At 44.1% G+C, this 24,738-nt stretch carries 18 protein-coding genes; 6 read left to right on the top strand and 12 right to left on the bottom strand.

Annotated elements, in window-relative coordinates:
• Nucleotides 1-2 precede the first annotated feature (2 nt).
• The 5 genes from B1A85_RS07975 to B1A85_RS07955 form a co-directional block, all read right to left on the bottom strand.
• The gene (locus B1A85_RS07975) at nucleotides 3-4,784 is read right to left on the bottom strand and encodes a type I polyketide synthase (RefSeq protein WP_104546386.1); all 4,782 of its coding nucleotides are present in this window, start codon (nucleotides 4,782-4,784) and stop codon (nucleotides 3-5) included.
• A 147-nt stretch (nucleotides 4,785-4,931) separates the two neighbouring features.
• Nucleotides 4,932-6,350 carry a hypothetical protein gene (locus B1A85_RS07970; protein WP_104546385.1) on the bottom strand — a complete coding sequence of 473 codons (1,419 nt, stop codon included), beginning with the start codon at nucleotides 6,348-6,350 and terminating at the stop codon, nucleotides 4,932-4,934.
• Between the two features lie 22 nt (nucleotides 6,351-6,372).
• On the bottom strand, nucleotides 6,373-6,666 hold the full coding sequence (locus B1A85_RS07965; RefSeq protein WP_104546384.1) for an acyl carrier protein: 294 nt from the start codon (nucleotides 6,664-6,666) through the stop codon (nucleotides 6,373-6,375).
• Between the two features lie 111 nt (nucleotides 6,667-6,777).
• Complete coding sequence (locus tag B1A85_RS07960; protein ID WP_104546383.1) at nucleotides 6,778-7,671, bottom strand: acyl-CoA desaturase; 894 nt, start codon at nucleotides 7,669-7,671, stop codon at nucleotides 6,778-6,780.
• Between the two features lie 891 nt (nucleotides 7,672-8,562).
• Nucleotides 8,563-10,398 carry a fatty acyl-AMP ligase gene (locus B1A85_RS07955; RefSeq protein WP_210404300.1) on the bottom strand — a complete coding sequence of 612 codons (1,836 nt, stop codon included), beginning with the start codon at nucleotides 10,396-10,398 and terminating at the stop codon, nucleotides 8,563-8,565.
• Between the two features lie 1,659 nt (nucleotides 10,399-12,057).
• Here B1A85_RS07955 and B1A85_RS07950 point away from each other — a divergent pair.
• Nucleotides 12,058-15,123 carry an MFS transporter gene (locus B1A85_RS07950; protein WP_104546381.1) on the top strand — a complete coding sequence of 1,022 codons (3,066 nt, stop codon included), beginning with the start codon at nucleotides 12,058-12,060 and terminating at the stop codon, nucleotides 15,121-15,123.
• A 177-nt stretch (nucleotides 15,124-15,300) separates the two neighbouring features.
• Here the strand turns inward: B1A85_RS07950 and B1A85_RS07945 are convergent, their stop codons facing one another.
• From B1A85_RS07945 to B1A85_RS07920, 6 genes are all read right to left on the bottom strand, one after another.
• Nucleotides 15,301-16,446: an alanine--glyoxylate aminotransferase family protein gene (locus tag B1A85_RS07945; protein ID WP_104546380.1), complete on the bottom strand. Its 1,146-nt coding sequence runs from the start codon at nucleotides 16,444-16,446 to the stop codon at nucleotides 15,301-15,303.
• A gap of 166 nt (nucleotides 16,447-16,612) precedes the next feature.
• The gene (locus B1A85_RS07940) at nucleotides 16,613-17,665 is read right to left on the bottom strand and encodes a glutathione S-transferase family protein (RefSeq protein ID WP_104546379.1); all 1,053 of its coding nucleotides are present in this window, start codon (nucleotides 17,663-17,665) and stop codon (nucleotides 16,613-16,615) included.
• A 29-nt stretch (nucleotides 17,666-17,694) separates the two neighbouring features.
• The gene (gene fghA, locus B1A85_RS07935; protein ID WP_104546378.1) at nucleotides 17,695-18,540 is read right to left on the bottom strand and encodes an S-formylglutathione hydrolase; all 846 of its coding nucleotides are present in this window, start codon (nucleotides 18,538-18,540) and stop codon (nucleotides 17,695-17,697) included.
• A 56-nt stretch (nucleotides 18,541-18,596) separates the two neighbouring features.
• Entirely contained in the window at nucleotides 18,597-18,785 is a 189-nt protein-coding gene (rpsU, locus tag B1A85_RS07930; protein ID WP_104546377.1) for a 30S ribosomal protein S21, read from the bottom strand.
• Between the two features lie 82 nt (nucleotides 18,786-18,867).
• Complete coding sequence (locus B1A85_RS07925) at nucleotides 18,868-19,173, bottom strand: RNA-binding protein (protein ID WP_073549126.1); 306 nt, start codon at nucleotides 19,171-19,173, stop codon at nucleotides 18,868-18,870.
• 399 nt (nucleotides 19,174-19,572) lie between these two features.
• Nucleotides 19,573-20,682, bottom strand: a complete 1,110-nt coding sequence (locus B1A85_RS07920; protein ID WP_104546376.1) for an S-(hydroxymethyl)glutathione dehydrogenase/class III alcohol dehydrogenase — start codon at nucleotides 20,680-20,682, stop codon at nucleotides 19,573-19,575.
• Between the two features lie 350 nt (nucleotides 20,683-21,032).
• Here B1A85_RS07920 and B1A85_RS07915 point away from each other — a divergent pair, with 350 nt between their 5' ends.
• Nucleotides 21,033-21,470 carry a hypothetical protein gene (locus tag B1A85_RS07915; RefSeq protein WP_104546824.1) on the top strand — a complete coding sequence of 146 codons (438 nt, stop codon included), beginning with the start codon at nucleotides 21,033-21,035 and terminating at the stop codon, nucleotides 21,468-21,470.
• Nucleotides 21,471-21,664: 194 nt separating this feature from the next.
• Here B1A85_RS07915 and B1A85_RS07910 read toward each other — a convergent pair whose 3' ends face one another.
• Nucleotides 21,665-22,462 carry an SDR family oxidoreductase gene (locus B1A85_RS07910; protein WP_104546375.1) on the bottom strand — a complete coding sequence of 266 codons (798 nt, stop codon included), beginning with the start codon at nucleotides 22,460-22,462 and terminating at the stop codon, nucleotides 21,665-21,667.
• 169 nt (nucleotides 22,463-22,631) lie between these two features.
• Between B1A85_RS07910 and rpmI the strand changes: the two genes are divergently transcribed.
• The 4 genes from rpmI (at nucleotide 22,632) to B1A85_RS07890 (ending at nucleotide 24,691) form a co-directional block, all read left to right on the top strand.
• Nucleotides 22,632-22,829, top strand: a complete 198-nt coding sequence (gene rpmI, locus B1A85_RS07905; RefSeq protein WP_073549123.1) for a 50S ribosomal protein L35 — start codon at nucleotides 22,632-22,634, stop codon at nucleotides 22,827-22,829.
• A 21-nt stretch (nucleotides 22,830-22,850) separates the two neighbouring features.
• Nucleotides 22,851-23,207 (top strand): 50S ribosomal protein L20, encoded by a 357-nt coding sequence (gene rplT / locus B1A85_RS07900; protein WP_104546374.1) that lies wholly within the window; start codon nucleotides 22,851-22,853, stop codon nucleotides 23,205-23,207.
• A 53-nt stretch (nucleotides 23,208-23,260) separates the two neighbouring features.
• Nucleotides 23,261-24,055 (top strand): transporter substrate-binding domain-containing protein, encoded by a 795-nt coding sequence (locus B1A85_RS07895; protein ID WP_104546823.1) that lies wholly within the window; start codon nucleotides 23,261-23,263, stop codon nucleotides 24,053-24,055.
• Between the two features lie 105 nt (nucleotides 24,056-24,160).
• A complete protein-coding gene (locus B1A85_RS07890) occupies nucleotides 24,161-24,691 on the top strand; it encodes a tetratricopeptide repeat protein (protein ID WP_104546373.1) in 531 nt (176 codons plus the stop codon).
• Nucleotides 24,692-24,738 lie beyond the last annotated feature (47 nt).

Here is a 24,738-nt window from a genome sequence, read left to right as displayed (position 1 = left end):
CTTCAGTACCTCATGCTGTCCAATTTACTCAGCAACAGCGCTTCAGCTTCGTCATCGGATAAATGCTCTAAGCAATCTCTATTTGACTCAGCAACAAGCTGTTCGTGGTTGCTTTGGTGTTCTCCAGCAGATTCGCGACTAAACTCTATTTGCATGACTTCTTGCACTAGATAATCCACAAGCGCTGCCACAGTAGGATAGTCAAAAGGTAAAGTTGTCGGTAAAGAAGTGCCAAGAGTGTTTTCCAAACGGTTTTTCAACTCGACAAGCATCAGAGAATCCATACCCAGATCGAAGAAACCTTGTTGCGGATCTGGCAATTGAGACGCGTCAAGTCGCATCACGCGAGCTACTTCAGTTTGAACGTGAGCGATTAAAAGATTGCGGCGATCGCTGAGGGGAGTTGTCTCTAGTTGCTGTAGAAATGAGTTTGTTGGCGGTGGTGCAGAAGGTTCTGCAATTGCTGCTGCGAACGACTCTAGAAATGGCGCAGCTACGTGAGGGAACTGCTTGAGGAATTGAGACCAGTTAACGGGTAATACTCCTACCTGAGTTTTATTCTGTTGAGCGAGCCATCCTAATACTTGCATTCCTTGTTGTGTTGGTATCGGTTCCACTCCTTGGGCAGTGAATCTCGCTTGGTCGCGATTATTCAGGTTAGCTGCCATTCCTGCATCGCTCCACGGTCCCCAGTTAATACTCAACCCTGGCAACCCCATGGCTCGCCGATGATGAGCTAAAGCATCCATAAAGGCATTAGCTGCTGCATAATTTCCTTGTCCTGGCGAACCCAACAATGCGGAAACTGAGGAGAACGTGACGAATAAATCAAGCGGTAACTGCTTCGTCAAGCTGTGTAGAATCCAGGTTCCTTTAACTTTTGCCGCCATCACTTGCTCAAAGGCTTGCCAATTTTGCTGTAGCAAAATACCGTCATGGAGAACGCCAGCCGCATGGACGATTCCGCGTAGGGGCGGCATTGCCGTTTCGATGTGTTCAAACACGCGCACCATATCCTGCCACTCGGCGACATCAGCTTGCGCGACGACAATCTCGGCTCCTTGCGTTTCCATCTGTGCGATCGCTTGTTGTACCTCCATAGAAGGTTCTCGACGCCCAGTCAGGAGTAAACATCGCGCTCCTTGCGCTACCATCCACTGCGCTACTTTGATTCCTAATGCCCCTAGCCCGCCTGTAATTAGATAGGTGCTGTTTGCATCGAAAGATGCAATCTTGTTCGGTGGTACTTCGCTACGGACTAAGCGAGCTACATAGCGCTGTCCTTCACGAAACGCCACCTGCTCTTCTCCTTGAGAATCAACAATTTCTGTCAATAAATGAATGGCTTCATCTTGCGGTGCATCGCCAGCTAAATCGAGTAATCCTCCCCACAGTTTTGGATGCTCTAGTGCAATGACTTTGCCCAATCCCCACAAAGAAGCTTGAGCGACTCCTGGCTGTGATGACGAAAGTTGTACTGCCTTGCGCGTCACCAACCATAAATGAGGTGAGGCTTGTTGATAACGCTTAGCAAGAGTTTGTACCAAATGCAGCGTACTGCCACAACCGAGAACTTGAATTTCTTCTAGCGACGGAACAGTCAATACCAATAATTCTGCGTCTAGACTCCACAGGTGGACAATTTTCTTTAATGGCGGGTTTGTTGTTGCTACGACTTCTTGAAAGAGACGCTCGAAATCAGCTGGGTTAGAGGGGTTGAGACTCCAAGTACCTGGTTCCTTGGCTTGATATGTATCTCCCGCGTAGACTAAAAGACAGTTCTGACCTCGTTCTTCTAAAAGATTGGCTAGGGCTTGTCCTACACCCATTCTGTCAGCGAAAATTAACCAACTACTCGGTTCTTGCAAGCGGATGTCTGTCCCCTGACGTGGTTTGGGTTGCCAAGTAACTTCGTAAAGCCAGTCTTGGAGGAATGTTGCTGTTAGCTGCTGTTGGTGTTGCTTGACTAATACAGATAGCAGCTTAGGCAGTAATTTGACATCTTCTGGCGAAAGTTCTGCTGCTGTTTCTATGTATTGCGCCAACTGTTGAGTATCCCCCTGATGCAAAAGGTCGATGATGGTCGTTGTTTGCACGTTAGGGGATAAAGGCGCTGTTTTTGCCTGCCCATTCTGCTGCGATCGCAACCAATAGCGCTGGCGCTGAAACGGATAAGTTGGGAGTGCTACTTGACGACGTCGCGGATAGTCGCGGTCAAAACTCTGCCAATCTACTGGTATGCCAGATACGTATAATGTCGCTAAACTGTCAAGAATTTGTTGCCAATCTTCATGTCCGCTGCGCAGGCTAGGAAGCCAAGCTATCTCGTTTTCTGTTAAGCAGTAACGACCCATGCCTACTAAGATGGGCTTAGGACCTATCTCGACAAACAGCTTGTAGCCCTGCTGACCAAGCGCTTGCATACTAGCAGCAAATTTTACCGGTTGTCGTACGTGATGACACCAGTACTCAGGAGTCGCAATATCGGTTGTAATCGCTTGACCTGTGAGGTTAGAAATGAGGGGAATTTTAGGTGGCGAGTAGCTAATACTTTGCGCAACTTGCTCAAACTCTCCGAGCATTGGCTCCATTAAGGGAGAATGAAAAGCATGCGAAACTTGTAACTTTTTAGTTTTAATTCCATCTGCGTGTAAGTTGTTGATTACTGCTTCTACCGCTTGGCAATCGCCAGAAATAACGATGTTTTGCGGACCATTAATAGCAGCGATCGCAACTCGCTCGTAAGGCTGAATTGCTGAGGCGACGCGGGCTTCATCGGTTAAGACCGCAACCATCGCACCATTTTCAGGCAAGGCTTGCATCAAACGGGCGCGTTCGGCGATCAGTCGCAGACCGTCTTCTAAACTAAATACTCCTGCTGCACAAGCTGCCGCATATTCACCGACGCTATGACCCATGACTGCATCAGGCTTAACGCCCCAAGATTCCCACAACCGAAACAAAGCGTATTCCAGCGCAAATAAAGCTGGTTGGGTGTAGGCAGTATTATCTAAGGGTGAAGTGCCGCATGTGGGATAAAGAACCTCTAGTAGCGGTTGTTGAAGATAAGGACGCAAAATTTCAGCACAGTGGTCGAGAGTTTGCCGAAAGAGCGGTTGGGTGTCGTAGAGTTGGCGACCCATACCTATATATTGCGAACCTTGACCTGTAAATAAAAATGCCAGTTTTGGCGGTTTACGACGAGTGACGTGCTGGCTTTTGAGACCATCTGTCTCTTGGGCGGTGGTAAAAGCAGTTAACTGCTGGCACAACTGTGCAGAAGACGCCGTGACAACAGCAAGGCGATGCTCAAAATGCGATCGCTTGGTATTAGCTGTAAAACAAACGTCGGCAAGCGAGACTTCTGGATGCGAGACCAAAAAGTCTTTATATTTTTGCGCCAAGTCAACGAGGGCTGGAGCACTTTTTGCCGATAAAGTGAGAACGTGTTGCGGGCGGTCGAGCGATTGAAAATTGCGATCGGTATTTCTTAAATTGGATGGAGCTTCTTCGAGAATGACATGGCAATTCGTTCCCCCAAAGCTAAAAGAACTGACTCCAGCTAACCGACTGCCAGCGCACGACCAAGGTTGATAAGACTGAGGAATAGCTAGCGGTGTCCCTTCTAGAGAAATATAAGGGTTGAGTTGCTTGAGATGAAGGTGCGGGGCAAGATGCCCGTGTTGCATTTGTAACACTACCTTAATCAAACCTGCAATTCCCGCCGCACCTTCGGTATGACCAATGTTTGTTTTGACTGAGCCAATCCAGCACGGTCGATCTGGGGAACGGTCTTCTGTCAGCACAGCTTTGAGCGATTTAACCTCGATTGGGTCTCCTAAGGAAGTTCCGGTACCGTGAGCTTCCACATAGCTAATTTGCGCTGGAGCCACGTTTGCCTGTTTTAAAGCTTGGCGAATAACTGCCTGTTGCGAAGGTCCATTCGGCGCTGTTAGTCCATTACTGGTGCCATCTTGGTTAACTGCTGAGCCTCTAATCAGTGCGAGAATATTATCGCCATCTTGCAGGGCATCTTCTAAGCGCTTAAGTACGATAATGCCGCAGCCTTCTCCGCGAACGAAGCCATCCGCACTGGCATCAAACGTCTTACAGCGTCCATCCGCCGACATCATTTGCGATTGAGAGCAGGTAATCGTCGGTTCCGGAGACAGCATTAAGTTGACTCCTCCAGTAATGCACAGATCCGACTCTCGATTGCGTAAACTTTGGCTTGCTAAATGAACGGCGACTAATGACGAAGAACAAGCTGTATCAATCGCCATGCTTGGACCGCGCAAATTTAGCAAGTAAGATAGACGATTGGCGGTAATGCAGGGAGTCGTACCTGTTGCACTGTAGGCAGTTAAGGCAGCAGAATCTTTGTAGAGAATTTTATGATAATCGGCGTTGGTCAGACCGATAAATACTCCAGTCTGACTGTTTGCTAAAGTTTCTGGGACAATTCCAGCATTTTCCAAAGCTTCCCAGGCGACCTCCAACACCAGTCTTTGTTGGGGGTCCATATGTTCGGTTTCGCGGGGAGAAATTCCAAAGAAGCCAGGGTCAAACCCGTCAACTTGGTCTTGGTCTAAAAAACCGCCCCAACGAGTATTCATTTTTCCTGGTGTCGCAGGCTGGGGGTCATAAAAGGTATTGATGTCCCATCGTTGCGGTGGTACTTCGGCGATCGCATCTATACCATTGCGCAACAGTTGCCAAAACGATTCTGGGTCTTTAGCTTTCGGAAAACGGCAACCAATACCAATAATTGCTATGGGTTCCATACTGTAGTTTGCCCCACTGATTTCATAACTACTGACAAGTGGTAACTGGTAGTGGGTAACTGGTAATTGCCTAGAGTTAAAAGCTTTTCCCTTACCGATTACCCATTACCCGATCTCAACAAGTGCGAGCTTTCATGACGTCTATACTTATGCTTCTTGCGCCAGAATGGACTGCGAAAATTGCTCAAAAGTTTGACTATTTTTTTGTAGGGCTTTGCTAATCGAGCCGCCAGCAGCCATAACTCCCATCTCGCGGTTGACGCGCCATTGGTAATCGAGTTGACCAAACAATCTCCGCATTAAATCGAGCAGGCTTTGATGATATTTCAGCCCAATCTGATACCCTTCATGTTCTTGACAGAAGCACTTTTGCATCCAATCCAAGGCTTCTTTAGTTTCCATGCCAAACAGGGGGGATTTTAACAGTTTGTAGTAAAACACCATGAGCATTGGGTCATCGTATACGCAACGTCCTGGTAGCACTCCAGAAAGTCCACTGAGCAGGTTACATTGCATTTTGTAGACGATTAGACCAGCGATAAATTTCTCGTACGCTGTTGGCTTGGGAAAATCTTTATACACATCTTTGGCGAGTGTTTGCGAAATTGTAGTATGAAACGCTTCGTCTAACAAGTGGTAAAACGAAACCGCAGTTGGTGTCGGAATATACTCGCCTTTGCGCTCTAACTCGCGATAGTAGCGCACATACGGATATTCTTGGTTTTTCAGAATGGCGTTTGCGGTGTAGCGCAAGGAATAATATTGGCACGCCATAAACGGCGACATTCCCCAATGCAGTGTGAAAAAGCGCAACCAATAGCGCGGTGCGATTCGTCCGCCCAAACCATCCGAAGGTGCAGGAATTGGTTCGCCTTTTGCTTCTAATCCTTGCAAATACTGCGAATAATATTGCTTGTTCTCGCGCAGCATAGTTTTGGCGATCGCATTTAGAGCCTTGTCGCGATGCAGTGAAAATGGCGAACTTCCTTGACTCGAATCAAAGTAATTGCGTATTGGTTGAGGCATCACAAACCCTAACCAATTTTTACTTTCTTTTTCTGATTTACCGTAAAGCGAATTTCCTAGAGTCGCTTTACCCACAATCGCCATTTTTGATTTGTAACCAATTCTTTGGAAGGTGCGAATGTGGTAGCTTTCCTGTTCGGTTTCAAAATCTAGTTCGTCACAAAGTTTCTCGTAACCGCCAACTGCGCGAAACACGCCTGCGGTCACCATGTTGTAAATACTGGTTGTCGCTTCGCTCACCGCAGTGTGGTTATAGTTACCCACCCAATAAAGATGATTGAGGGCTAGCTTTTGCGTAGGAGACGCAGCATCATACAGTGGAGTGCCATACAACAGCGAAAGTTCGGGAATACCCCAATAATGGTCGCGGTTATTTTCGTAATCAAAGTTCTTACCCAACTCGGTCAGTTTTTCTGTGTAATCAGACTCGATGTTGTTCTGGTAAGTTCTTTGAATCACCTGAGCGTGTCTTGTTTGCTCCGCCGCTGAGCGAATTAACTCTTTACTTTTGGGAGTCAATTTTTTACTGATAGTTATCATGGTTTTCTCCTGACAACAATGACTACTTAGTTTTGAGTTGAGAACTTAAATGCTGAACTAAAGCTTCGATTGTTGGGTAGTCGTACAGTAGAGTTGGATCTATGTCAGTTTCTAACCAGTCTTCTAAATCACCTGTCATACCAACTGCTGCGGAGGAATCTAATCCATAACGATCGAAAGGGATCGTTACGTCAATTTCGTCAGGGTCTACTTCTAGCAAGTCAGCTAAATAAGCAACCATCCAGGCTTGGATTTCTGTTGCAGTTGGTAACTGCTTAGTGGTAATTTGTGCCGTATTTGTTTCAAGATTCTGCATTGTGGTTTTAGTCTTTAGTAAATTGTTTGTCTTAAACGCTTAGGCTCGCGCCTTTGAGAAGCTTTTTTTCATCTCAAGGCATTCATAAATTGATTTAGATTTATCTGTCAGCTACGTCGTTCTTTTCTGGAGCTTCTCTTTCGTTGGGCAATTCACATCCCAAACTAAGCCAAAGACTTCTAGCAATCGGATGACCCAAGTACTCGGGTCAATTTGCCACCATTGCAACCCAGCAACTGCTGAATTTGGAAAAGCATGATGGTTATTGTGCCAAGACTGTCCGCAGCTAAGGAAGGCTAGCCAGATGTTATTTGTACTGCGATCTTTGAGTTCAAAGGGGCGATCGCCGTACATGTGACAAATTGAGTTAGTACTTGAAATGATTTGCTGTGCCAAACACAGACGCACAAATCCTCCCCAGAGTAATCCTTGCAAAGCTCCTATCCATGTGTGCGTTACTATTCCTCCTACGATGGTAGGAATGGCTAAGCCCAACAACACCCAAACATGATGTAGTTGATTGATTTTGCCAATCACAGGATCGCGAAGTAAGTCTTTGGCAAAGAGCATAGTATTTGTTATCTGTCCCTCAAACAACCAACCTATGTGTGCGTGCCAAAATCCACGCAGATATGGAGAGTGAGGGTCTCCAGGCTCATCTGTATACTGGTGATGACGGCGATGATGCGCTACCCAGTAAATGACACCTCCTTGCGCAGCCATTGAGCCAAGAACAGCTAGGATCGCTCGTACAGGAGTACTTGTTTGAAATGCTCGGTGCGAAAAATAACGGTGAAAGCCAATCTCAATTCCTAAGGTTGTTAAAGCATACATGCTTAATAGCAAGCGCGCTTCTAACCAACCAATGCCTAACCACCAAATTGATACAACTGCTGCTATTGTTCCTAATAGAGGAATGAGGAACGTCGCTAAAGCTAGTCTTTTGTAGACAAGTTGGAGAGCATCGTTCGCGATTACGATCTTCTGCTTGTAAGGTGATTGCATTAGCTTCTCTCTACTTTGTCTTTGCTAATGTTACTTAGGGGACATTTTTATCCCTGTCACTTACAGTCAACCTAAGCCAGCAATACCGAGCAACTATTCAAAACTCAGCAAGTATCATTTCTGAACTTGCACTTGTTCTGAATTAGAAAGCTAGTTGCAATCAAACTAAATTTTTAAAACTTTTATTTGTAATAAGTAAAAAATTGGTAAGAATACCATTCTATTGGGCTGTTGCCATATCCAACGTTTTTTAGCGCTTGCTAAACGTTGCAAAATTTCAAGCTTTTGCCGTAGTTGTGATTTGTGTGCCATAATTTTCATTGGGAAACATCATGTATGAAGCTTTGGTGAAGCCTTTCGCGTTTCTGTTGTCATACCCGTCGCAAAGGTGCAACAGTTACGTGCTTAATTAGCTGTGGGAAGCTAGTTGAGATATGTGATGTTAACCACCTGGGAAGTCCTCTTAAGGTTTCAGCAACTGAAGCCTGGGAGGTATTCCTGGGTTAGCTATCTCAATCAACATGCTCTTGTAAGTCTTGGGGAGACACACAGAGCAAGGTTTTTTTGCCGTTTTTGCAAGCAATAGAATCATTGCAATATTAATAATGGTTTTATGACTTAACTGAAGTTTCAAAGGGTTCCGTTATCCTGGGGATCTGCTGTATGTGAGGATAACTTTCTAGAATTTGAAACTTCCTAGTAGTTTATGTCGAAGGTTATGAGCATGTCTATAATTCTTGAGAAATATTTTACCCTGGTAGTAAAAGGCACTAGTTAGTTTGAATATACCTCCTACATTTATAAATATTACACGAATAGTTTAAAAAAAAATGTATTTTGTGACTCCAATCACCAAAAATATGTGAAAATCATCCAAGATGATTGCGATCGCTATACTTGTTTGCCCGAAGTGAGCTGCTGTAATATCAACTCAACCTCAGCTTGCAAGTCTCTATATTTAGCTTTGTTCTGAGGGTTTTCGCTCCAATCTTCTACAATATCTAAGCTTCCTGCTAAAAAGGCAGTTCGACAAGCGCGGCGGCGAATCTTACCACTAGAAGTTTTGGGAATGCTACCAGTTTTAACAAGGGCTGTTGCAAAAACGTCTAACCCGTGTTGTGCTGCGACAGCTTGTCTAATACTCCCGACAACTTCGGCTACATTGAGCTTCCGTAAATAACTGCGTTCTACTTCATGGACAATGACTAGCCGTTCAGAACCTTTAAAGTCTATCGCGAACGCCGCCCCACAACCAATTCTCAGCGCTGGGTGACTGTTTTCTACCGTTAGTTCGATGTCTTGCGGGTAGTGATTTTGCCCGCGAATGATAATGACATCTTTAATGCGCCCTGTAATAAATAGCTCTCCATCTTGCAAAAAGCCCAAGTCGCCTGTGCGAAGGAATGTACCTTCATGAATATTTGCTAGTTTGGCGCGAAAATTTTTCTCCGTCTCTTCGGGTTGATTCCAGTAACCTTGAGCAACACTCGGTCCTGATACCCAGATCTCACCGACTTCTTCTGAAGTGCAAGGAATTAGCGTGTCAGGATTAACGATCGCCACTGTTTGCGAACTTGGGCTGCGACCGCAACCTACAATAGTCTGACTACTTCCGCGATCGCCTTTGCTAACGCGATTCTGCTCTAGTGCCACTTTGTCTACATCATAAGTTACTGGCAAAGCTGTTTTCTCACCCCCAGATACGATGAGTGTTGTTTCTGCCATTCCATAGCAGGGGTAGAAAGCTTCCTTACGAAATCCACACTCAGCAAAAGTAGCAGCAAATTTGTCGATGGTTTCCGCTCTTACAGGTTCAGCCCCAGTAAAGGCAACTTCCCAACTACTGAGATCGAGAGTGGCTAAGTGTTCTGGTGTCACTTTACGCAAACACAAATCATAAGCGAAATTAGGTCCGCCGCTTGTTGTTGCCTTATAACGAGAAATCGCCTGCAACCAACGCATCGGTTTTTGGAGAAAGTCTACAGAAGCCATCAAGACAACAGGAAAGCCGCCGTACAGTGGTTGCAAGATGCCACCAATGAGTCCCATATCGTGATAGGGTGGTAGCCAAATCATGCCTTGACTTTGTGGTGAATGCCCAAACATCTGATAAATTGTGCTTGAGTTAGCCAGCAGATTGCCATGACTCACCATCACTCCTTTGGGATTGCCTGTCGAGCCGGAAGTATATTGCAAAAAAGCTAAAGTGCGATCGCTAATTTGTGGAGGTTGCCATGTCAGCGCCAAATCTGTACTCAAGCTATCAGTCGCTAACCAATGCAATCCAGATATACCTAACCCTTCCTGTGTTGAGCTAGCTTGCAGACTCTCTATCAGTGATGTAGAAGTAAGAATAGCTTTAGCTTGAGCATCTTGGGCGATCGCCTGCAATCGCGATAGGTTTTGATTTTTTCTAGGTGGATACGCTGGAACTGCCACAACTCCAGCATATAAACACCCAAAGAAAGCCGCAACGAAATCTAAACCTGGCTGATAAAGTAGCAAGGCTCGCTCGCCGAACATATCTAGAGCTTGCAGTGCTGCTGCAATTGTTTGTGCTTGCATCTGTAGCTCTTTGTAAGTTAGTTTTTCAGTCTCTGTCTCGCCACTTTTCAAAAACGTGTATAATTGTTGCTCCGCCTGACTTTCTGCCCTGTAATTAAGTAACTCAACAAACGTTGAGAAACAATAATCGCTAGCTGGCATCTCCTGATTTTGACAATTCATGACATGCAACCCTGTTACTATTGTGATTTGATGTTCTATACCAACTTGAAATCCTTCAGTTTCACTCTGTTAGCCTGAGTTAAGTTGAGACAATTATTTACTAGCTAAAATATCTCAATCTGCTTTGTCTGCTTGCCTAGAACGGATAATTCTCTAAGCTATTTCTATTTCTCCCTGTTCAAAATTTCTTAAAATTAATTTGCTCTCATCTTATAGACACCTGCAGTTTTAGCTGTGCCTTATTTTACATTTCTAGTAAAAGTAATTATACGTTTTTGACTATTACTAAAACTATAAAAGGATTATTAGGTACAGCGTGTTTGCACTTCTAGAACTTTGTACGACGTATCTTCTATTCAATTCTTTAATACTTAACACTAACAATTATTTTAAACAGCAGCTAATATTTGCCCAATTGCCCTTTGTCGCGACCTAATTGCAAATTTTCTTGCAACCTACTAGAGGTTTTAATTTGCGAGCTGCTTAGAACAGCAACTTCGATACAGATGATACTACACTTTTCTTCATTTAATCACTCTATTTTGATAAAAAAAACTTATTTGATATTTCCAATAAGGTAATTGATCTAAATAGTACTACTTTTGTTGATTTGGCAAAAGCATATATCATAAATGCATAAAATTTTGGTAAAAATAAAAAAATCTTGCGAGCGCAAACCCCTAATGTATCAAAGTTCTATTGCAGACTAAACTAATATTGTAGGCAATTTCAAGATGTAGTCTGTCACCAATTATTAGGGGAAAATTGCTAGGTTTCTAATAGATCTAGCTTAGTATGACTGTAACGCATCTTACAAAACTGCCAACTAGCAAACAGGACAAAAGCATTTTTCACAACTACGGTAAGTTAAAGATTTAACCTCCAAAAACAATAATTATTTCTAATGTAGCTAAAACTACAAAATTGTGTTTTTTCATCAAGTTTGAAGCTGATTTAGCGATAAAGGTATGATTTTATGGGCTTTTAGCCTAACTTAGGTCTTTAAATTTCTAGCTAGAATAAGTTATAAGTATAATAAATGTATAATATATTTCTAGAGCAATTTTTATTGAAATATCAAGCTCGATATTGATTGCAGCGTAGTCCCAGAGACGATTTAGTGGTAATTGAAGTTGAAGGTTAATTGAAAAGAGCAGCCTGCCAATAAAGTATTTACTTCCAATTCAAAGTGTGAGAATATACTGCTGGTTAGCAACAGAGGCTGCGTAACTTAAAAACGAACAGTGTATGAGTTAGCAGTCGTAGGCTGCCTGTCAAAAATCTTAAGTGTCTACCAGCAAGATTGCCTTATAAATGAGTATTTCTTGTTGGATGCAAAATGTTTTCGAATCTATCTTTACACCGCAAAAGATTGCTCAATCTTAAAGACACAAAGGGAGATTTTTCAAAAAAATCAATACTGTACGATTGCTATTGGCTGTTATTCTTACTAGCTAAAGCTCGCCCTTATACCTATCACATCAAGGTATATTGCTATACAAGTTAGGGAATAATATCATGTTGGATTGTAACGACCAAACATCTGGTTAAGCTATTGTTTTTGTTTTCTCGCACTAAACCTATTGAGATGAGTAGAAGCATAGCAGCGTCACCTTCTACAACATCTAGAAAAATTTGACATTAGGGGCAATAAGAGTAATGAATCGAGGTCGTGTTCGAGTTATGGCACTGGCTGCTATAGCGTGTGCTTTATTCATGACTAATTTTGACAATACAGTCATGATGGCACTTCCTAAAGTTCAAGCGAGTTTAGGTTGGAATGTATTGCGATCGCAGTGGGTACTCAATGCGTATACTTTGACTGCCGCCAGTTTGGTATTAACAGGCGGGACGATCGCAAATTTGTATGGACGCAAGCGAGTATTGCTAACAGGGCTATTCCTGTTTGCGATCGCGTCCTTAATATGTGGATTCGCACCAAACTGGGAAATTTTGCTCGCTGGACGAATATTACAAGGAATTGGCGCTGCTGGCTTTATCCCAACGTCAATTTTTATCGTTAATCATTGTGCTAGAGGGCGTCAAAAAGTTCTTTTCCTCGCACTTTGGCTAGGAGTCTCAGTCTTTGGGTTATGGGCTGGTTATAACTGGAGTGGAAACATCGCCAGTATTTTGGGATGGCGGAGTTTATTTTTACTCAATGTCGCGATCGGGGCGATCGCATTTTGGGTAATTGCCAAGACAGTATCGCCAGATATCCCTCAGCGGCGACAAAAACGCAATTGGGCAGGTATTGTTCTTAGTATTATTGTTTTAGGTACGCTTGCTTATGCACTAAGTCACGGAATCGATGGTGTCTGGCGATCGCCTTTTAGGCTTTGGCTACTGAGTGTCAACGGACTTAGCTTCATAGCATTTTTGGCAGTTGAGTACCGTAACAATTATGTGATGCGGCAACTGCGCTTTGTGCGAACAAAGGTGCTTGCAACCGTTAATTTTGTCTCAGCTTTGTCTGCTTGTACTGTATTTAGTTTACTGATCGTTCTTAATGTCTGGTTACCACAGGTACAAGCACAAACTCAAAGCGATGCTGAATCGTTTCCTGTTTACCTATTTACACCAGCAAGCGATTTAGTTCAAGCAGGCTATTCTAATTTTGAACTCGTGTTTGGGCGTGCTGGAAGTGATACGATTTACAGCGACGATCCTCCGGTCACCCGCCGACAAAACGTAGATGTTGATTTTCTGTTCGGTGACATCTTCGATAACACCCCGCAAGAGTACGAAATTATTCTGAACATTCAGAATAATCAGCAAGGAGGTAATCCGTTACTAATTCTAGAAAGAAATATTCCCTCAGTCGGGAAAGATCGGTTCGTTTTAGGAGATTCCGATCGACCATATTATGCTAGTGCTGACCCAGCCACTCTACTGACAACTAATTTCCTAGGTTTAAACGAGTACGCAATTATCTATGACTTCGATCCTGCTCAAGATTCCATCCAACTCAACGGTCGTCCCCAAGACTATCGCTTGATCGATGTTAACAACTTGAGAGTTGAAGGAATTCAACAACCTTTCTTTGGTAAAGCCATTATCTCACTTCAACAAGGCGCACCCGACGTACTCGGTTACATCATTGCAAGACCAGAAGTCACTTTAGATTTAAACGCGAGTTACTTTAAGTACGTAGGAACTAGACCCCAAGGAAGACCAGGGCGTCGGAGAAAGATTAGCCAACTAGGAACAACAGGTAGAGATTTAAGTCTTGATGCTGCAACCGATTCTGCTGGAAATGTTTACATAACCGGAACGACAACAGGACCGCTATTTGGCACAAATCAAGGTTCTATTGATGCATGGCTAGCGAAATATAACAGCAGTGGAACTCAAGTATGGGCTAGGCAATTTGGTGGTTCTAGCGGTGACAGTGCCCATGCGATTGCCACAGATAGTCAAGGTAATATCTACGTAGTCGGAGAAACAGGTGGCAGCTTATTTTCACCCAAACAATCACAACAGTTAGATGCGTGGGTAGCTAAATACGATACCAATGGCAATCGCTTGTGGGGTAGGCAATTTAATGCTGGTGGTTTTGTCAGTACTGCTTGGGGTGTCGATGTCGATCCAGCAGGTAATGTTTATGTCTCAGGACTAGCAGTTAAGGATAACCCAAATCGAGAAATCTTCGATTTCAGCGTTGAAGACGATTCCTGGATAAGAAAGTTTGATAGCAATGGCAATCAACTCTGGTCTACTGAGATTAATACTCCCTTTTTCCACGAATGCTATGACGTCACCGTCGATCAACAAGGCAATGCTTACATTACAGGATGGACGCAAGGTTTAGTCAGAGAATCAGATCCAATCCGACCTCTGCCAAAATACGATGTTTGGGTTGTGAAGGTCAATTCAGCTGGTCAAGTGCAGTGGCTGCAACAAATAGGTAGCACAGACTTTGGACTAGAGTTTGCTTGGGCAATTGATACTGACAGTCAAGGCTTTGTGTACCTCACAGGATGGACAACAGGTGACATTGGTCCAAGACTTAACCAACGCAGGAGACGATTAGGAGGAGGAGCCCGCGATATCTGGCTATTCAAGTTAAACCCAACTGACGGAAGTCAAGTATGGGCTAAGCAATTCGGCGGTCCAGGTGATGATGGCATGATCTTATCTGACATGGAAATTGATGCTCAGGATAATATCTTTCTCATCGGGCATACAGATATTAGAGCGCTCAGACGACAAGCGGCAAATTATTCTTTCAACACCTGGGTAGCACGTTTTGATACCAATGGTAACATTGGGTGGTTCCGACAGTTTGGTAGCGATAATAATATTGACTACCCAGCTGGAGTAGCAGTTGGTAACAACAATATGTTGTATGTCACGGGATTTACAGATGGTTTACTCGGAAACCTCAATGGAGCGACGACTTCTGCTGTCGATGCTTGGCTAACGCAGTTAGACAAAAACACGGGACGACTACTTCGGTTTATGGGTGGTAGACCGGGTCTCCAATTTAATAGTGTTGCTCAGCAGGCTCCCCCTGTACGTGATATTAGTAGTGAATTGGTGACAGCTGAGCGATTACCCGCGGGTGACTTTGTTATCCAAACTACTGAGGGAATTCCGATTGCAAATGTATTCAGCTATGGAAGACTTGCTACTAGCCTTGCAAGAATTTTTAACCCGAATGTACAAAACTCGTTTCCTCGCGCTTTGGCTGAGCAAGTGAGAAATGGTAACATTCAACTCTAAGCTTTCTCAGGCTGTTAGAAGTTAATACTAACAAATCCCGCTAGATTGTTCGTTTAGCGGGATTTCTACTAGATTTGCGTGTAGTCTACTTTCGCAACTCTTTTCATGCAGGAGGTTTATTGATCGTCCTTGCTGCCATTGAGATAATTTACGGTACTGCGTAATTTGTAACAGAAATCAGGTTAATACTTGCCGCAGCGCTGCTAAAAGTCGATCGACACTTTCTTTACGGCTATTTATACCCATCAATCCTACACGCCAAACTTTACCAGCTAATTCGCCCAAACCACCGCCAATCTCAATATTGTGGTCATTTAATAATTGTCGAGCTACTGCCTTACCATCAACTCCTTCAGGAATACATACAGTTGTGAGAGTGGGTAGGCGATACTCGCGTTCGACGTGTAGCTTTAATCCCAAATCTTCTAATCCTTCCCAGAGGTACTCAACATTTTTTTGATGGCGCTGCCAACAGTTTGCCAATCCTTCTTCGGCAACTATACGTAAAGCTTCCCGCAAGGCATAGTATAAATTTATCGGCGCTGTGTGGTGATAAACGCGTTCTTGACCCCAATACTTACCCAACAAGGTCATATCGAGATACCAGTTTGCTACCTTGTTTTGGCGTTGCTGTAACTTCTCCATTGCCCGCGCACTCATTGTAAAAGGCGAAGCCCCTGGGGGACATCCTAAACCTTTCTGGCTACAACTATAGGCGAGGTCAACACCCCAAGCATCTAAGAAAATTGGCACGCCACCAAGACTTGTGACAGTATCTACGAGTAATAAACAATCGAACTCGCGACACAACTCGCCAACGCCTTCTAAAGGTTGCCTTGCACCTGTAGATGTTTCGGCATGCACGAGTGCTAAAATTGCTGGACGATGGGTTTCTACAGCAGTTCGCAATTCTTCTAAGGAGAAAACTTGTCCCCAGGGTTTGGTTATCGTACGGACATCACCGCCGTAGCGCCCTGCCATATCGACCAAGCGATTGCCAAAATAACCACTGACACCAATTAAAACAACATCTCCAGGTGCTACGGAATTTGCGATTGTGGCTTCCATCGCCGCAGTTCCTGTTCCACTGACTGCGATCGTCAAGGGATTTTCTGTTTGCCACACATAGCGTAGCAGCGACTGAATTTCGTCCATCAGCGCCAAAAATGCAGGGTCGAGATGTCCTACAGGCTTTTTATTCATCGCTTGCAACACATCAGGATGCGCATTTGATGGTCCAGGTCCTAATAGCAGGCGATTAGGCATCTCTAAGGGAGCAAGTTGCAGACGCTGCTTGTCGTTGATTGAAATCGTTTGTGTCATTATTTGGTATCAGGCTATACTGCAATTAATTTAAGCAATAAATAAAAGTCTAAACTGAGCAGGAAGCAAAACTTTATCTAATCAGCTGCTTATCTCATCTTAGTGTCAGTGGTTAGTGAATGAGACAATACTTATGTAAAAGCAGTAGGCTCGTTAAAAATACCAATTACCAGTTACCAATCGCCTTTCTCTGACCAACTTTTTCACGATTGTGTGGTTCTAAAAGATTCACTTCAGGTCCACAAGGAATAATACCACCTGGATTGAGTGGAAATAAGTTACCGTAGTAGTCTTGCTTAACTGCTTCTAAATTACACGTCTCAGCCACGCCTGGTAACTGATATAAATCCCGCAAGTAAGGTCCTAGATGGAGATAATCTTGAATGCGGCGACGGTTACACTTAAATAGACCGTAATAAACAACATCAAAGCGAAACAAGGTTGTAAATAGACGTACGTCTGCAAGGGTGACGCGATCGCCACATAGATATCGATTTGATGCTAACGCGATATCAATTTCATCTAAAGTAGTAAATAACTCGTTGCAAGCTTGTTCGTAAGCTTCCTGCGTTTGGGCAAAACCACAACGGTATACGCCATTATTCACTGCATGATAAATCTTCTCGTTCCACCAATCAATTTTTTCGCGCAGTTGTTCGGGGTAAAGATCGCGTGTGGGATGCTTGGCGAATTGATTGAATTCGGAGTTCAACATCACTATAATTTCAGAACTCTCGTTATTTACAATTGTCTTCGTCCGTTTATCCCACAAGACAGGTACGGTAGAACGTCCGCGATATCCTGGTTGTGCTAGCTGATACACTTGCGCTAGGGTGCGACAGCCGTTTTCTTCTTTATCAAGTACCCAACCGCCTTCAAGCGGTGAGGGAGACACAGTGGATACTGAAATTGCATCTTCCAATCCTTTCAACGCCCGTACAACCAGCGTTCGATGCGCCCAAGGACATCCTAACCCAACATAAAGTTGATAGCGTCCTGAGACAGGTGGGTACGAACTTCCCTCTGCTGCACTGATAAAGTTACGAAACTCGCTATTAGGACGAATGTACGCGCCTGAACGATCGCGTGGTGCTAGCTTTGACATCATTATATGCCAAAGATTTGTCCAGACAAACTTGCCTAACCAAACGATCCACTTCGATGGTAATTTACTCCGCTTTGTCGCGATCGGCTTTTTTTCATCTTCTGTAGAGGACATAACACGCACTCCTACGAACGTAGGAAGAATTAATTCAACAGTGCAGCAGCATGATGACGAATGTGGTCTTCTATAAAAGTAGCAATAAAGTAATAGCTGTGGTCATAGCCAGGTTGCATCCGTAAGTTTACCGGTTGATTAACTTTGGCACACGCGCTGGCAAATAATTCTGGCTTGAGTTGCTCGACTAAAAACTGATCCGCAGTTCCTTGATCGATCAGTATCGGACGTTGATAGTTGGCATTTAGTACTAATTCCGTTGCATCGTAGCTACGCCAACTTGCGCGATTCCCTAAATAACGCGACAAAGCTTTTTCACCCCAAGGACACTGCATCGGTGCAACAATTGGTGCAAACGCAGAAACAGACTGGTATCGATCGGGGTTACGCAACGCACATACTAACGCCCCATGTCCGCCCATAGAATGACCGAAAATTCCTTGCTTTTCTGGTTGTATTGAGAAATTCTCCGCAATCAGTGCAGGTAATTCGCGCACAACGTAACTGTACATTTGATAATGCGATCGCCACGGAACCTCTGTCGCATCAACATAAAAACCTGCACCCGTCCCAAAGTCCCAATCGTCATCTTCGCCTGCAATTCCTGTATTTCTAGGGCTAGTATCGGGGACAACTAACATTAATCCACATTCCGCTGCGTAACGCTGCGCCCCTGCTTTGACGATGAAGTTTTCTTCGGTGCAAGTTAACCCTGAAAGAAAATACAACACTGGAACTCGTTGCGACTTTGCTTGCGGCGGTTGGTACACAGCAAAACGCATTTCAATGTTACAAGTTTCCGACTGATGGCGATAAAAGCCGACAGTACCATCAAAACAGCGATATTCACTTGTCAGTTTGAGCGATGCAGCCATGTCGAACAGATTGAGATAAGCGTCGATCTGATTTTAGACTAAGCGGCGATCGCGCTTTAGCGGCGCTTCCCATGTTTGCGTTGCTTGTGCTTGGTAAGTTCTTTGCGCTTGCGTTTTTCAATTGGTGTCTCAAAGTGACGGTTTTTCCGCATATCTGGGAAAATCCCTGCTTTCGATACTTGTCGTTTAAAACGACGCAAGGCTGAGTCAATGCCTTCGTTTTCACCTAGAATTATCTGGGTCATTCTCGCTTCCAATGGATAACAAAAAAGGCAGACTCTTTATCTGCCCCAAAGACTTTAGAGTAAAGTTTGTTTAGCGCAAAGCTTAGTAGCGGCGCGAGTATCCACCACCACCATTTCCTCGTCTTCCACCACCAGAAGATCTATCCTCTCTAGGTTTAGCTTTATTTACTTTCAGGTTGCGCCCCATCCACTCAGCACCATCGAGGGCTTCGATCGCCGCAGCTTCTTCGGCTTCTGTTCCCATTTCAACAAAAGCAAAGCCTCTTACGCGACCTGTTTCGCGGTCTGTAGGTAGTTGTACGCTCTTAACGTCTCCATATTCGAGAAATACTTGCTTGAGATCCTCTTGTTCTACCTGGTAAGATAGATTACCAACATAAATCGACATAAAAGTCTCCAGAATCATAGATGTAGAGAATTAGATTCGGAGAGAGTTCTGTGATATGAAAACAACAAACTGCACAACCGAATGTAATCTGTAATTGACACTTTAACACAAGTCCCAAGGTTGTGTTAATCAAGAACAGCAAACAATACAATTAACTCAAGTTAACTTTTTCAGGTTCGACACACACGCGTCTTACAATTGAGTTGAGACTAAATAATTTAATAGCGATCGGTAACGGGTCACTGGCAAGAATTATGTATTGCCCATCACCCTTTACTCAACAAATGCTGCGCGCGATCGTATGTGAACCACGCATACAACATACCTGGCTACCTTACCACCATTAAAAAATTAACAATTTAGGAGGAATAACAAACACTCCTCCTAATTCTTTAGCTTCTAAAACGTGACGACACTGCGGATCGATTCACCTTTGTGCATTAAATCAAACGCGTCGTTAATCCGTTCTAATGGCATGGTGTGCGTAATCAGATCGTCAATATTGATTTTGCCTTCCATATACCAATCGACAATTTTAGGAACATCGGTACGTCCTCTAGCACCACCAAATGCCGAACCTTTCCAAACACGTCCCGTGACTAATTGAAAAGGACGAGTGCAAATTTCTTGCCCAGCAGCAGCAACGCCAATAATCACGCTGACACCCCAGCCTTTGTGACAGCATTCTAATGCTTGACGCATGACATTCACGTTGCCAATGCATTCAAAAGTATAATCAGCACCACCTTTCGTGAGATCGACCAAATAGGGTACTAAATCACCTTCAACTTCTTTCGGATTAACAAAGTGCGTCATCCCAAATTTTTCAGCTAACGCTCGCTTATTGGGATTAATATCCACGCCGACAATCATTTCGGCTCCTACCATACGAGCGCCTTGAATCACATTTAAACCAATGCCGCCTAATCCAAAGACGATGACTTTTGCCCCTGGCTCAACTTTGGCAGTGTAAATCACCGCCCCAATACCAGTTGTAACCCCACAACCGATGTAACATACTTTATCAAAGGGAGCATCTTCGCGAATTTTAGCTACCGCAATTTCTGGTAAAACTGTATAATTAGCGAAAGTGGAGGTTCCCATGTAGTGGTGGAGCATCGTGCCATCAAGCGAAAAGCGGCTTGTTCCATCTGGCATTACGCCACGCCCTTGCGTTGAGCGGATAGCTTGACAAAGATTTGTTTTGCGACTGAGACAATATTCGCACTGGCGACATTCTGGAGTATAAAGCGGAATAACGCGATCGCCTGGCTTGAGACTGGTTACTCCTGCACCCACCTCAACAACAACACCCGCGCCTTCATGCCCCAAAATTGCTGGGAATAATCCTTCTGGGTCGGCACCAGAAAGCGTAAAAGCATCTGTATGACACACTCCAGTCGCTTTAATTTCGACTAAAACTTCGCCGGCTTTGGGTCCTTCGAGTTGTACTGTTTCAATCGACAATGGTTTATCAGCTTCAAAAGCAACTGCTGCTTTAACATCCATGTTGTAGTATTCTCCGTGTTGTGCTGCTCAAAAATCTGTAATCTATGTTGATAAAGCTGTTTATCGTTACTAGAATTCTTGCATAAGTACTTGAACTGTCTGTTGAGCGTTGCAAAACATCTCGCGAGATTCTGCGCTACATTACATTTCGCTGGGAATGACGTTCGCAATTTTTCGACTTTTGCTAGAGGTCTACTGAATTAACTTGTTATTTGTAATACTCTTGGTCTATCAAAAGAGTGAATTTACTTAACAACCTATCATAAGAAAACCTCTATCTAGAGCGCGATTTAGGCGATGAGCCAAATGAAGTAAAACTTAGGATGCCAAATTTAATGGAATTGTATTCTATGAAACTAAGTCACTTCACAAAACGGCTTGCCGCAGTCGGACGCACAATCGTAACAGTGGTATTTCTCGCTGCGATCGCCTTTGTTTGGCAGGGTGTCTTAAATACTGATGCGATCGCGGCTCCTCATGCAACCTTAATCGCAGCCGATCTCGGAGATCGAGCACAAAATAAAGTGCAAGAAGACGCTGGAAGTGCTAAGGGCTTCATTCGCGATACAGCAAACCGCGTTGAGGAAACAGCAAAGAAAAATGCTAAGCGTGTCGAAGAAGCAACCGATGGCGATGGTAATTTCGTTGAACGCAAAGCTAAGCGCGACGCGGCTCGTATTGAGAAAAGAGCAGAAGAAGACGCAGCACGGACTCAAAAAGCAGTAGACAACACCAAAAATGCAGTTGAGCGCACTATTGATAGTATCAAAGATGCTTTTGGCGATTAAAGATCGATCGTCCGACTCAAGTTGCAAAATGAATTCATTGCTAGACAAATAAAGCCTATCTACGTGTAATTACGTAAATAGCATTATATTTGGGTGCATAAGAATACATATTAAAAGGTAATGGGCGGAAAACCTCCGCCCTTTATCAGTATTGCGTAGCTCTAACTTTTAAAAAGCTGTTCAGGAATCTCACATTAAGATGCAGAACCAGGCTCGGTTAGTTGGCGGTGCTGCTCAGCCCCGATAGTATCCGGTAAGATCTTACTGACATTGCCTTGAATCTTAGTCATTAGCGAACCTGCAATAACAGAATCTTTGCCAGCCATCAGTGCTTCAAATCCTTGCTTGGCAACTTCAGCCGGATCGTCCTTTTTGCTCGCACCTGCTTTAGTGTCGTCCATGCCAGCGCGATGGAAAAAGTTAGTATCAGTTGGTCCTGGCATAAGAGAAGTTACGGTAACGCCCGTGTCTTTTAGCTCGTTGCGCAATCCCTCAGCAAACGAATGTACAAACGCTTTTGATGCCGCATAAACTGCCTCAAATGGTCCAGGCATCAGCGCTGCGATTGATGAGGTGAACAAAATTCTTCCTTTGCCACGCTCTACCATATCTTTCACTACGCGTTTAGCAAGATGAACAGATGATACAACATTGAGGTTAATCAAATTAAGTTCGTCTTGCAAATCAGTTTCGCGGGCAAAATCACCACCAACACCAACACCTGCGTTAATTGCGATCGCTTCCACAGGTCGTCCCGTTGCCTGAATTTGGCTGTAAAGCGTCTCAACACCCTCATAGGTAGCAAGATCGGCTTGAACTGTCTCGACTTTAGCACCCAGCTTTTCAAAGGCTTGCGCCGCTTCATTGATACTTTCTCCTGTAGCTGTGACAAGCAGATCGAAACCATTTTGGGCAAACTGCTTGGCAAGCTCATAACCAATGCCATTAGAAGCACCAGTGACAACAGCCAAAGGTCGAGTCAATGAACTCATTAATGCACTCCTATGATAGATAACGCAAATTGTGTACGAATCTCCATCATCCTAAGCAAGTAACAGTGTGTCTGCGTCTTTCTCACGACAGATCGCAAGAACGCTCACTTCATGCAGTATAGGCAACGACATGGTATGATGATAGATTGTGTCGAATTAACAAAAACTCATGCCAAAACTTAAAACCAGAAAAGCAGCGGCAAAAAGGTTTCGTGCAACTGGTAGTGGAAAAATTGTTCGCCGCAAAGCGTTCAAAAACCACCTACTACAGCACAAATCTTCTGCAAGAAAGCGTCGCCTCTCCCAAATGGAAGTCGTCAACGAACGCGACGAGCAAAACGTCCGGTTTATGCTGCCATACTTGTAATTTAACTTTTAGGAAAAAACGATGACACGAGTCAAACGCGGTAACGTTGCGCGCAAGCGCCGTAAAAAAATTCTCAAACTAGCCAAAGGTTTTCGCGGTTCGCACTCAACTCTATTTCGCACTGCAAATCAGCAAGTGATGAAAGCACTGCGAAGCGCCTATCGCGATCGCAAAAAACGCAAGCGCGATTTCCGTCGGTTGTGGATTACCCGTATCAATGCTGCAGCGCGACAGCACGATATGAGCTACAGCCAACTAATCGGAAATCTGAAAAAAGCCAACGTTCAACTTAATCGTAAAATGTTGGCACAAATGGCAGTCCTCGATCCAGCAGGTTTTGCTAAAGTTGCAGAAATGGCAAACCAAGCGCGGGGATGAAGGTAAAACGTCAGCTTCTGCTGATTCTTGTTTGTTCCTTTGTGATAGCTAGCATGAATATTAGGGCAGGCACAGCGATTGCACGCTGGGGAATTCCATTTGCGATCGCTACCCATGCTGCTAATTTGCCAGAAATTCAGCAACGCGGTTATTTTCTCGTTGCGGTGAAAGACAATTTACGTCCACTCAGTTACCTCGATGCGCAAGGAAACCTGCAAGGGCTAGAAATTGACATAGCACAGCGTTTAGCCCAAGATTTGCTAGGAGATGCTAACGCGGTTCGATTTCAACCTGTCGCCAACCGCGATCGCTTAGCAGCAGTGATAGACCGTCAAGTCGATTTTGCGATCGCCAACATAACGGTGACAGAATCGCGCGCGCGATTGGTGGATTTCAGTCTTCCTTACTACTTTGATGGAACAGCGATCGTAACAAAAGTTCCGTCCGTACAGAACTTGAGTGATTTTGCAGCAAGAAGAATAGCCGTCTTAAATGGTTCAAGTACGATTCCTACGATTCGTTATTTCATGCCATCAGTGCAATTAGTTGGTGTTGACTCTTACACGCAAGCTTACTCACTTTTAGAGTCTAATAATGCTGATGGGTTCGCCGCTGATGCTAGTGTTTTGAGCGGCTGGGTACAAGAATATCCACAATATCGCCTTTTACCAACATTACTGTCCGCAGAGCCAATAGCGATCGCAATGCCCAAAGGCTTGCAATATAATGCCTTGCGACAACAGGTAAACGCTGCGATCGCGCGTTACTTCACACAAGGGTGGCTGCAACAACGTGCTAGCTATTGGGGATTGCCAATTAACCAGAAAGCTAGATTTTCAGATAACTAAATGCAAAGTGCGAGCAAAAATTATAACTCACCTCTAGCCCCCAGTCCCCCATCTCTTTAATAATAAAGACAGCACAAACTTGTTTAATATCTGTATTTACAAACAATGGATAACTCTTTAGCTGTTGTTTACCTTTCTATTTTGCTAGTGTTACTATCAGTGGCGGGCTTCACCATCTTCCGTCAAGTTTTCAAAACCCGTAGAATAGAAAATGCACTCTCGCGGCTGCAAAAGAAGCTCAACAAGGAAAAGGGAACAACGCAAGAATATTATGAGTTGGCAAGTATTTATTTAGATAAAAAAGTTTACGCGCAAGCGATCTCGCTATTTCAAAAAGCACTCAAAGCAGCCGAACAAGAAGCAGAAGAAAATATTGCTCCTATTTATAACGGGTTAGGCTATGCTTACTTTGCCCAAGAGCAGTATGACTTAGCAATTCGCAACTACAAAGAAGCTCTTAAACATCGACCTCAATACATCACTGCACTCAACAACTTAGGTCATGCTTACGAGCGAAAAAACCTAACAGCTCAAGCACTACAAACCTACGAGCAAACGCTAGAGTTTGAACCCAATAATTCTACTGCTAAGCGTAGAGCAGAAAAGCTGCGCAGGAGAATCGGCGTATCAGCATAAGCTATCTGAGAAAAATAGTTAGTATGATGCGCTTTCTTTGTCAAGAT

The organism is Chroococcidiopsis sp. TS-821, assembly GCF_002939305.1.
Taxonomy (GTDB): Bacteria; Cyanobacteriota; Cyanobacteriia; order Cyanobacteriales; family Chroococcidiopsidaceae; genus Chroogloeocystis.
Note: the sequence above shows the minus strand (reverse complement) of the source record. Positions and strands in the feature narration are given on the sequence as shown.

What these genes read in the sequence shown, in the direction of transcription:
- B1A85_RS07920 (WP_104546376.1), bottom strand. Translation starts at nt 20,682, where the DNA reads ATGGATGTTAAAGCAGCAGTTGCTTTTGAAGCTGATAAACCATTGTCG.
- B1A85_RS07940 (WP_104546379.1), bottom strand. Translation starts at nt 17,665, where the DNA reads ATGTCCTCTACAGAAGATGAAAAAAAGCCGATCGCGACAAAGCGGAGT.
- rplT (WP_104546374.1), top strand. Translation starts at nt 22,851, where the DNA reads ATGACACGAGTCAAACGCGGTAACGTTGCGCGCAAGCGCCGTAAAAAA.
- rpsU (WP_104546377.1), bottom strand. Translation starts at nt 18,785, where the DNA reads ATGACCCAGATAATTCTAGGTGAAAACGAAGGCATTGACTCAGCCTTG.
- B1A85_RS07890 (WP_104546373.1), top strand. Translation starts at nt 24,161, where the DNA reads ATGGATAACTCTTTAGCTGTTGTTTACCTTTCTATTTTGCTAGTGTTA.
- B1A85_RS07895 (WP_104546823.1), top strand. Translation starts at nt 23,261, where the DNA reads ATGAATATTAGGGCAGGCACAGCGATTGCACGCTGGGGAATTCCATTT.
- B1A85_RS07970 (WP_104546385.1), bottom strand. Translation starts at nt 6,350, where the DNA reads ATGATAACTATCAGTAAAAAATTGACTCCCAAAAGTAAAGAGTTAATT.
- fghA (WP_104546378.1), bottom strand. Translation starts at nt 18,540, where the DNA reads ATGGCTGCATCGCTCAAACTGACAAGTGAATATCGCTGTTTTGATGGT.
- B1A85_RS07975 (WP_104546386.1), bottom strand. Translation starts at nt 4,784, where the DNA reads ATGGAACCCATAGCAATTATTGGTATTGGTTGCCGTTTTCCGAAAGCT.
- B1A85_RS07950 (WP_104546381.1), top strand. Translation starts at nt 12,058, where the DNA reads ATGAATCGAGGTCGTGTTCGAGTTATGGCACTGGCTGCTATAGCGTGT.
- B1A85_RS07955 (WP_210404300.1), bottom strand. Translation starts at nt 10,398, where the DNA reads ATGAATTGTCAAAATCAGGAGATGCCAGCTAGCGATTATTGTTTCTCA.
- rpmI (WP_073549123.1), top strand. Translation starts at nt 22,632, where the DNA reads ATGCCAAAACTTAAAACCAGAAAAGCAGCGGCAAAAAGGTTTCGTGCA.
- B1A85_RS07965 (WP_104546384.1), bottom strand. Translation starts at nt 6,666, where the DNA reads ATGCAGAATCTTGAAACAAATACGGCACAAATTACCACTAAGCAGTTA.
- B1A85_RS07925 (WP_073549126.1), bottom strand. Translation starts at nt 19,173, where the DNA reads ATGTCGATTTATGTTGGTAATCTATCTTACCAGGTAGAACAAGAGGAT.
- B1A85_RS07960 (WP_104546383.1), bottom strand. Translation starts at nt 7,671, where the DNA reads ATGCAATCACCTTACAAGCAGAAGATCGTAATCGCGAACGATGCTCTC.
- B1A85_RS07915 (WP_104546824.1), top strand. Translation starts at nt 21,033, where the DNA reads ATGAAACTAAGTCACTTCACAAAACGGCTTGCCGCAGTCGGACGCACA.
- B1A85_RS07945 (WP_104546380.1), bottom strand. Translation starts at nt 16,446, where the DNA reads ATGACACAAACGATTTCAATCAACGACAAGCAGCGTCTGCAACTTGCT.
- B1A85_RS07910 (WP_104546375.1), bottom strand. Translation starts at nt 22,462, where the DNA reads ATGAGTTCATTGACTCGACCTTTGGCTGTTGTCACTGGTGCTTCTAAT.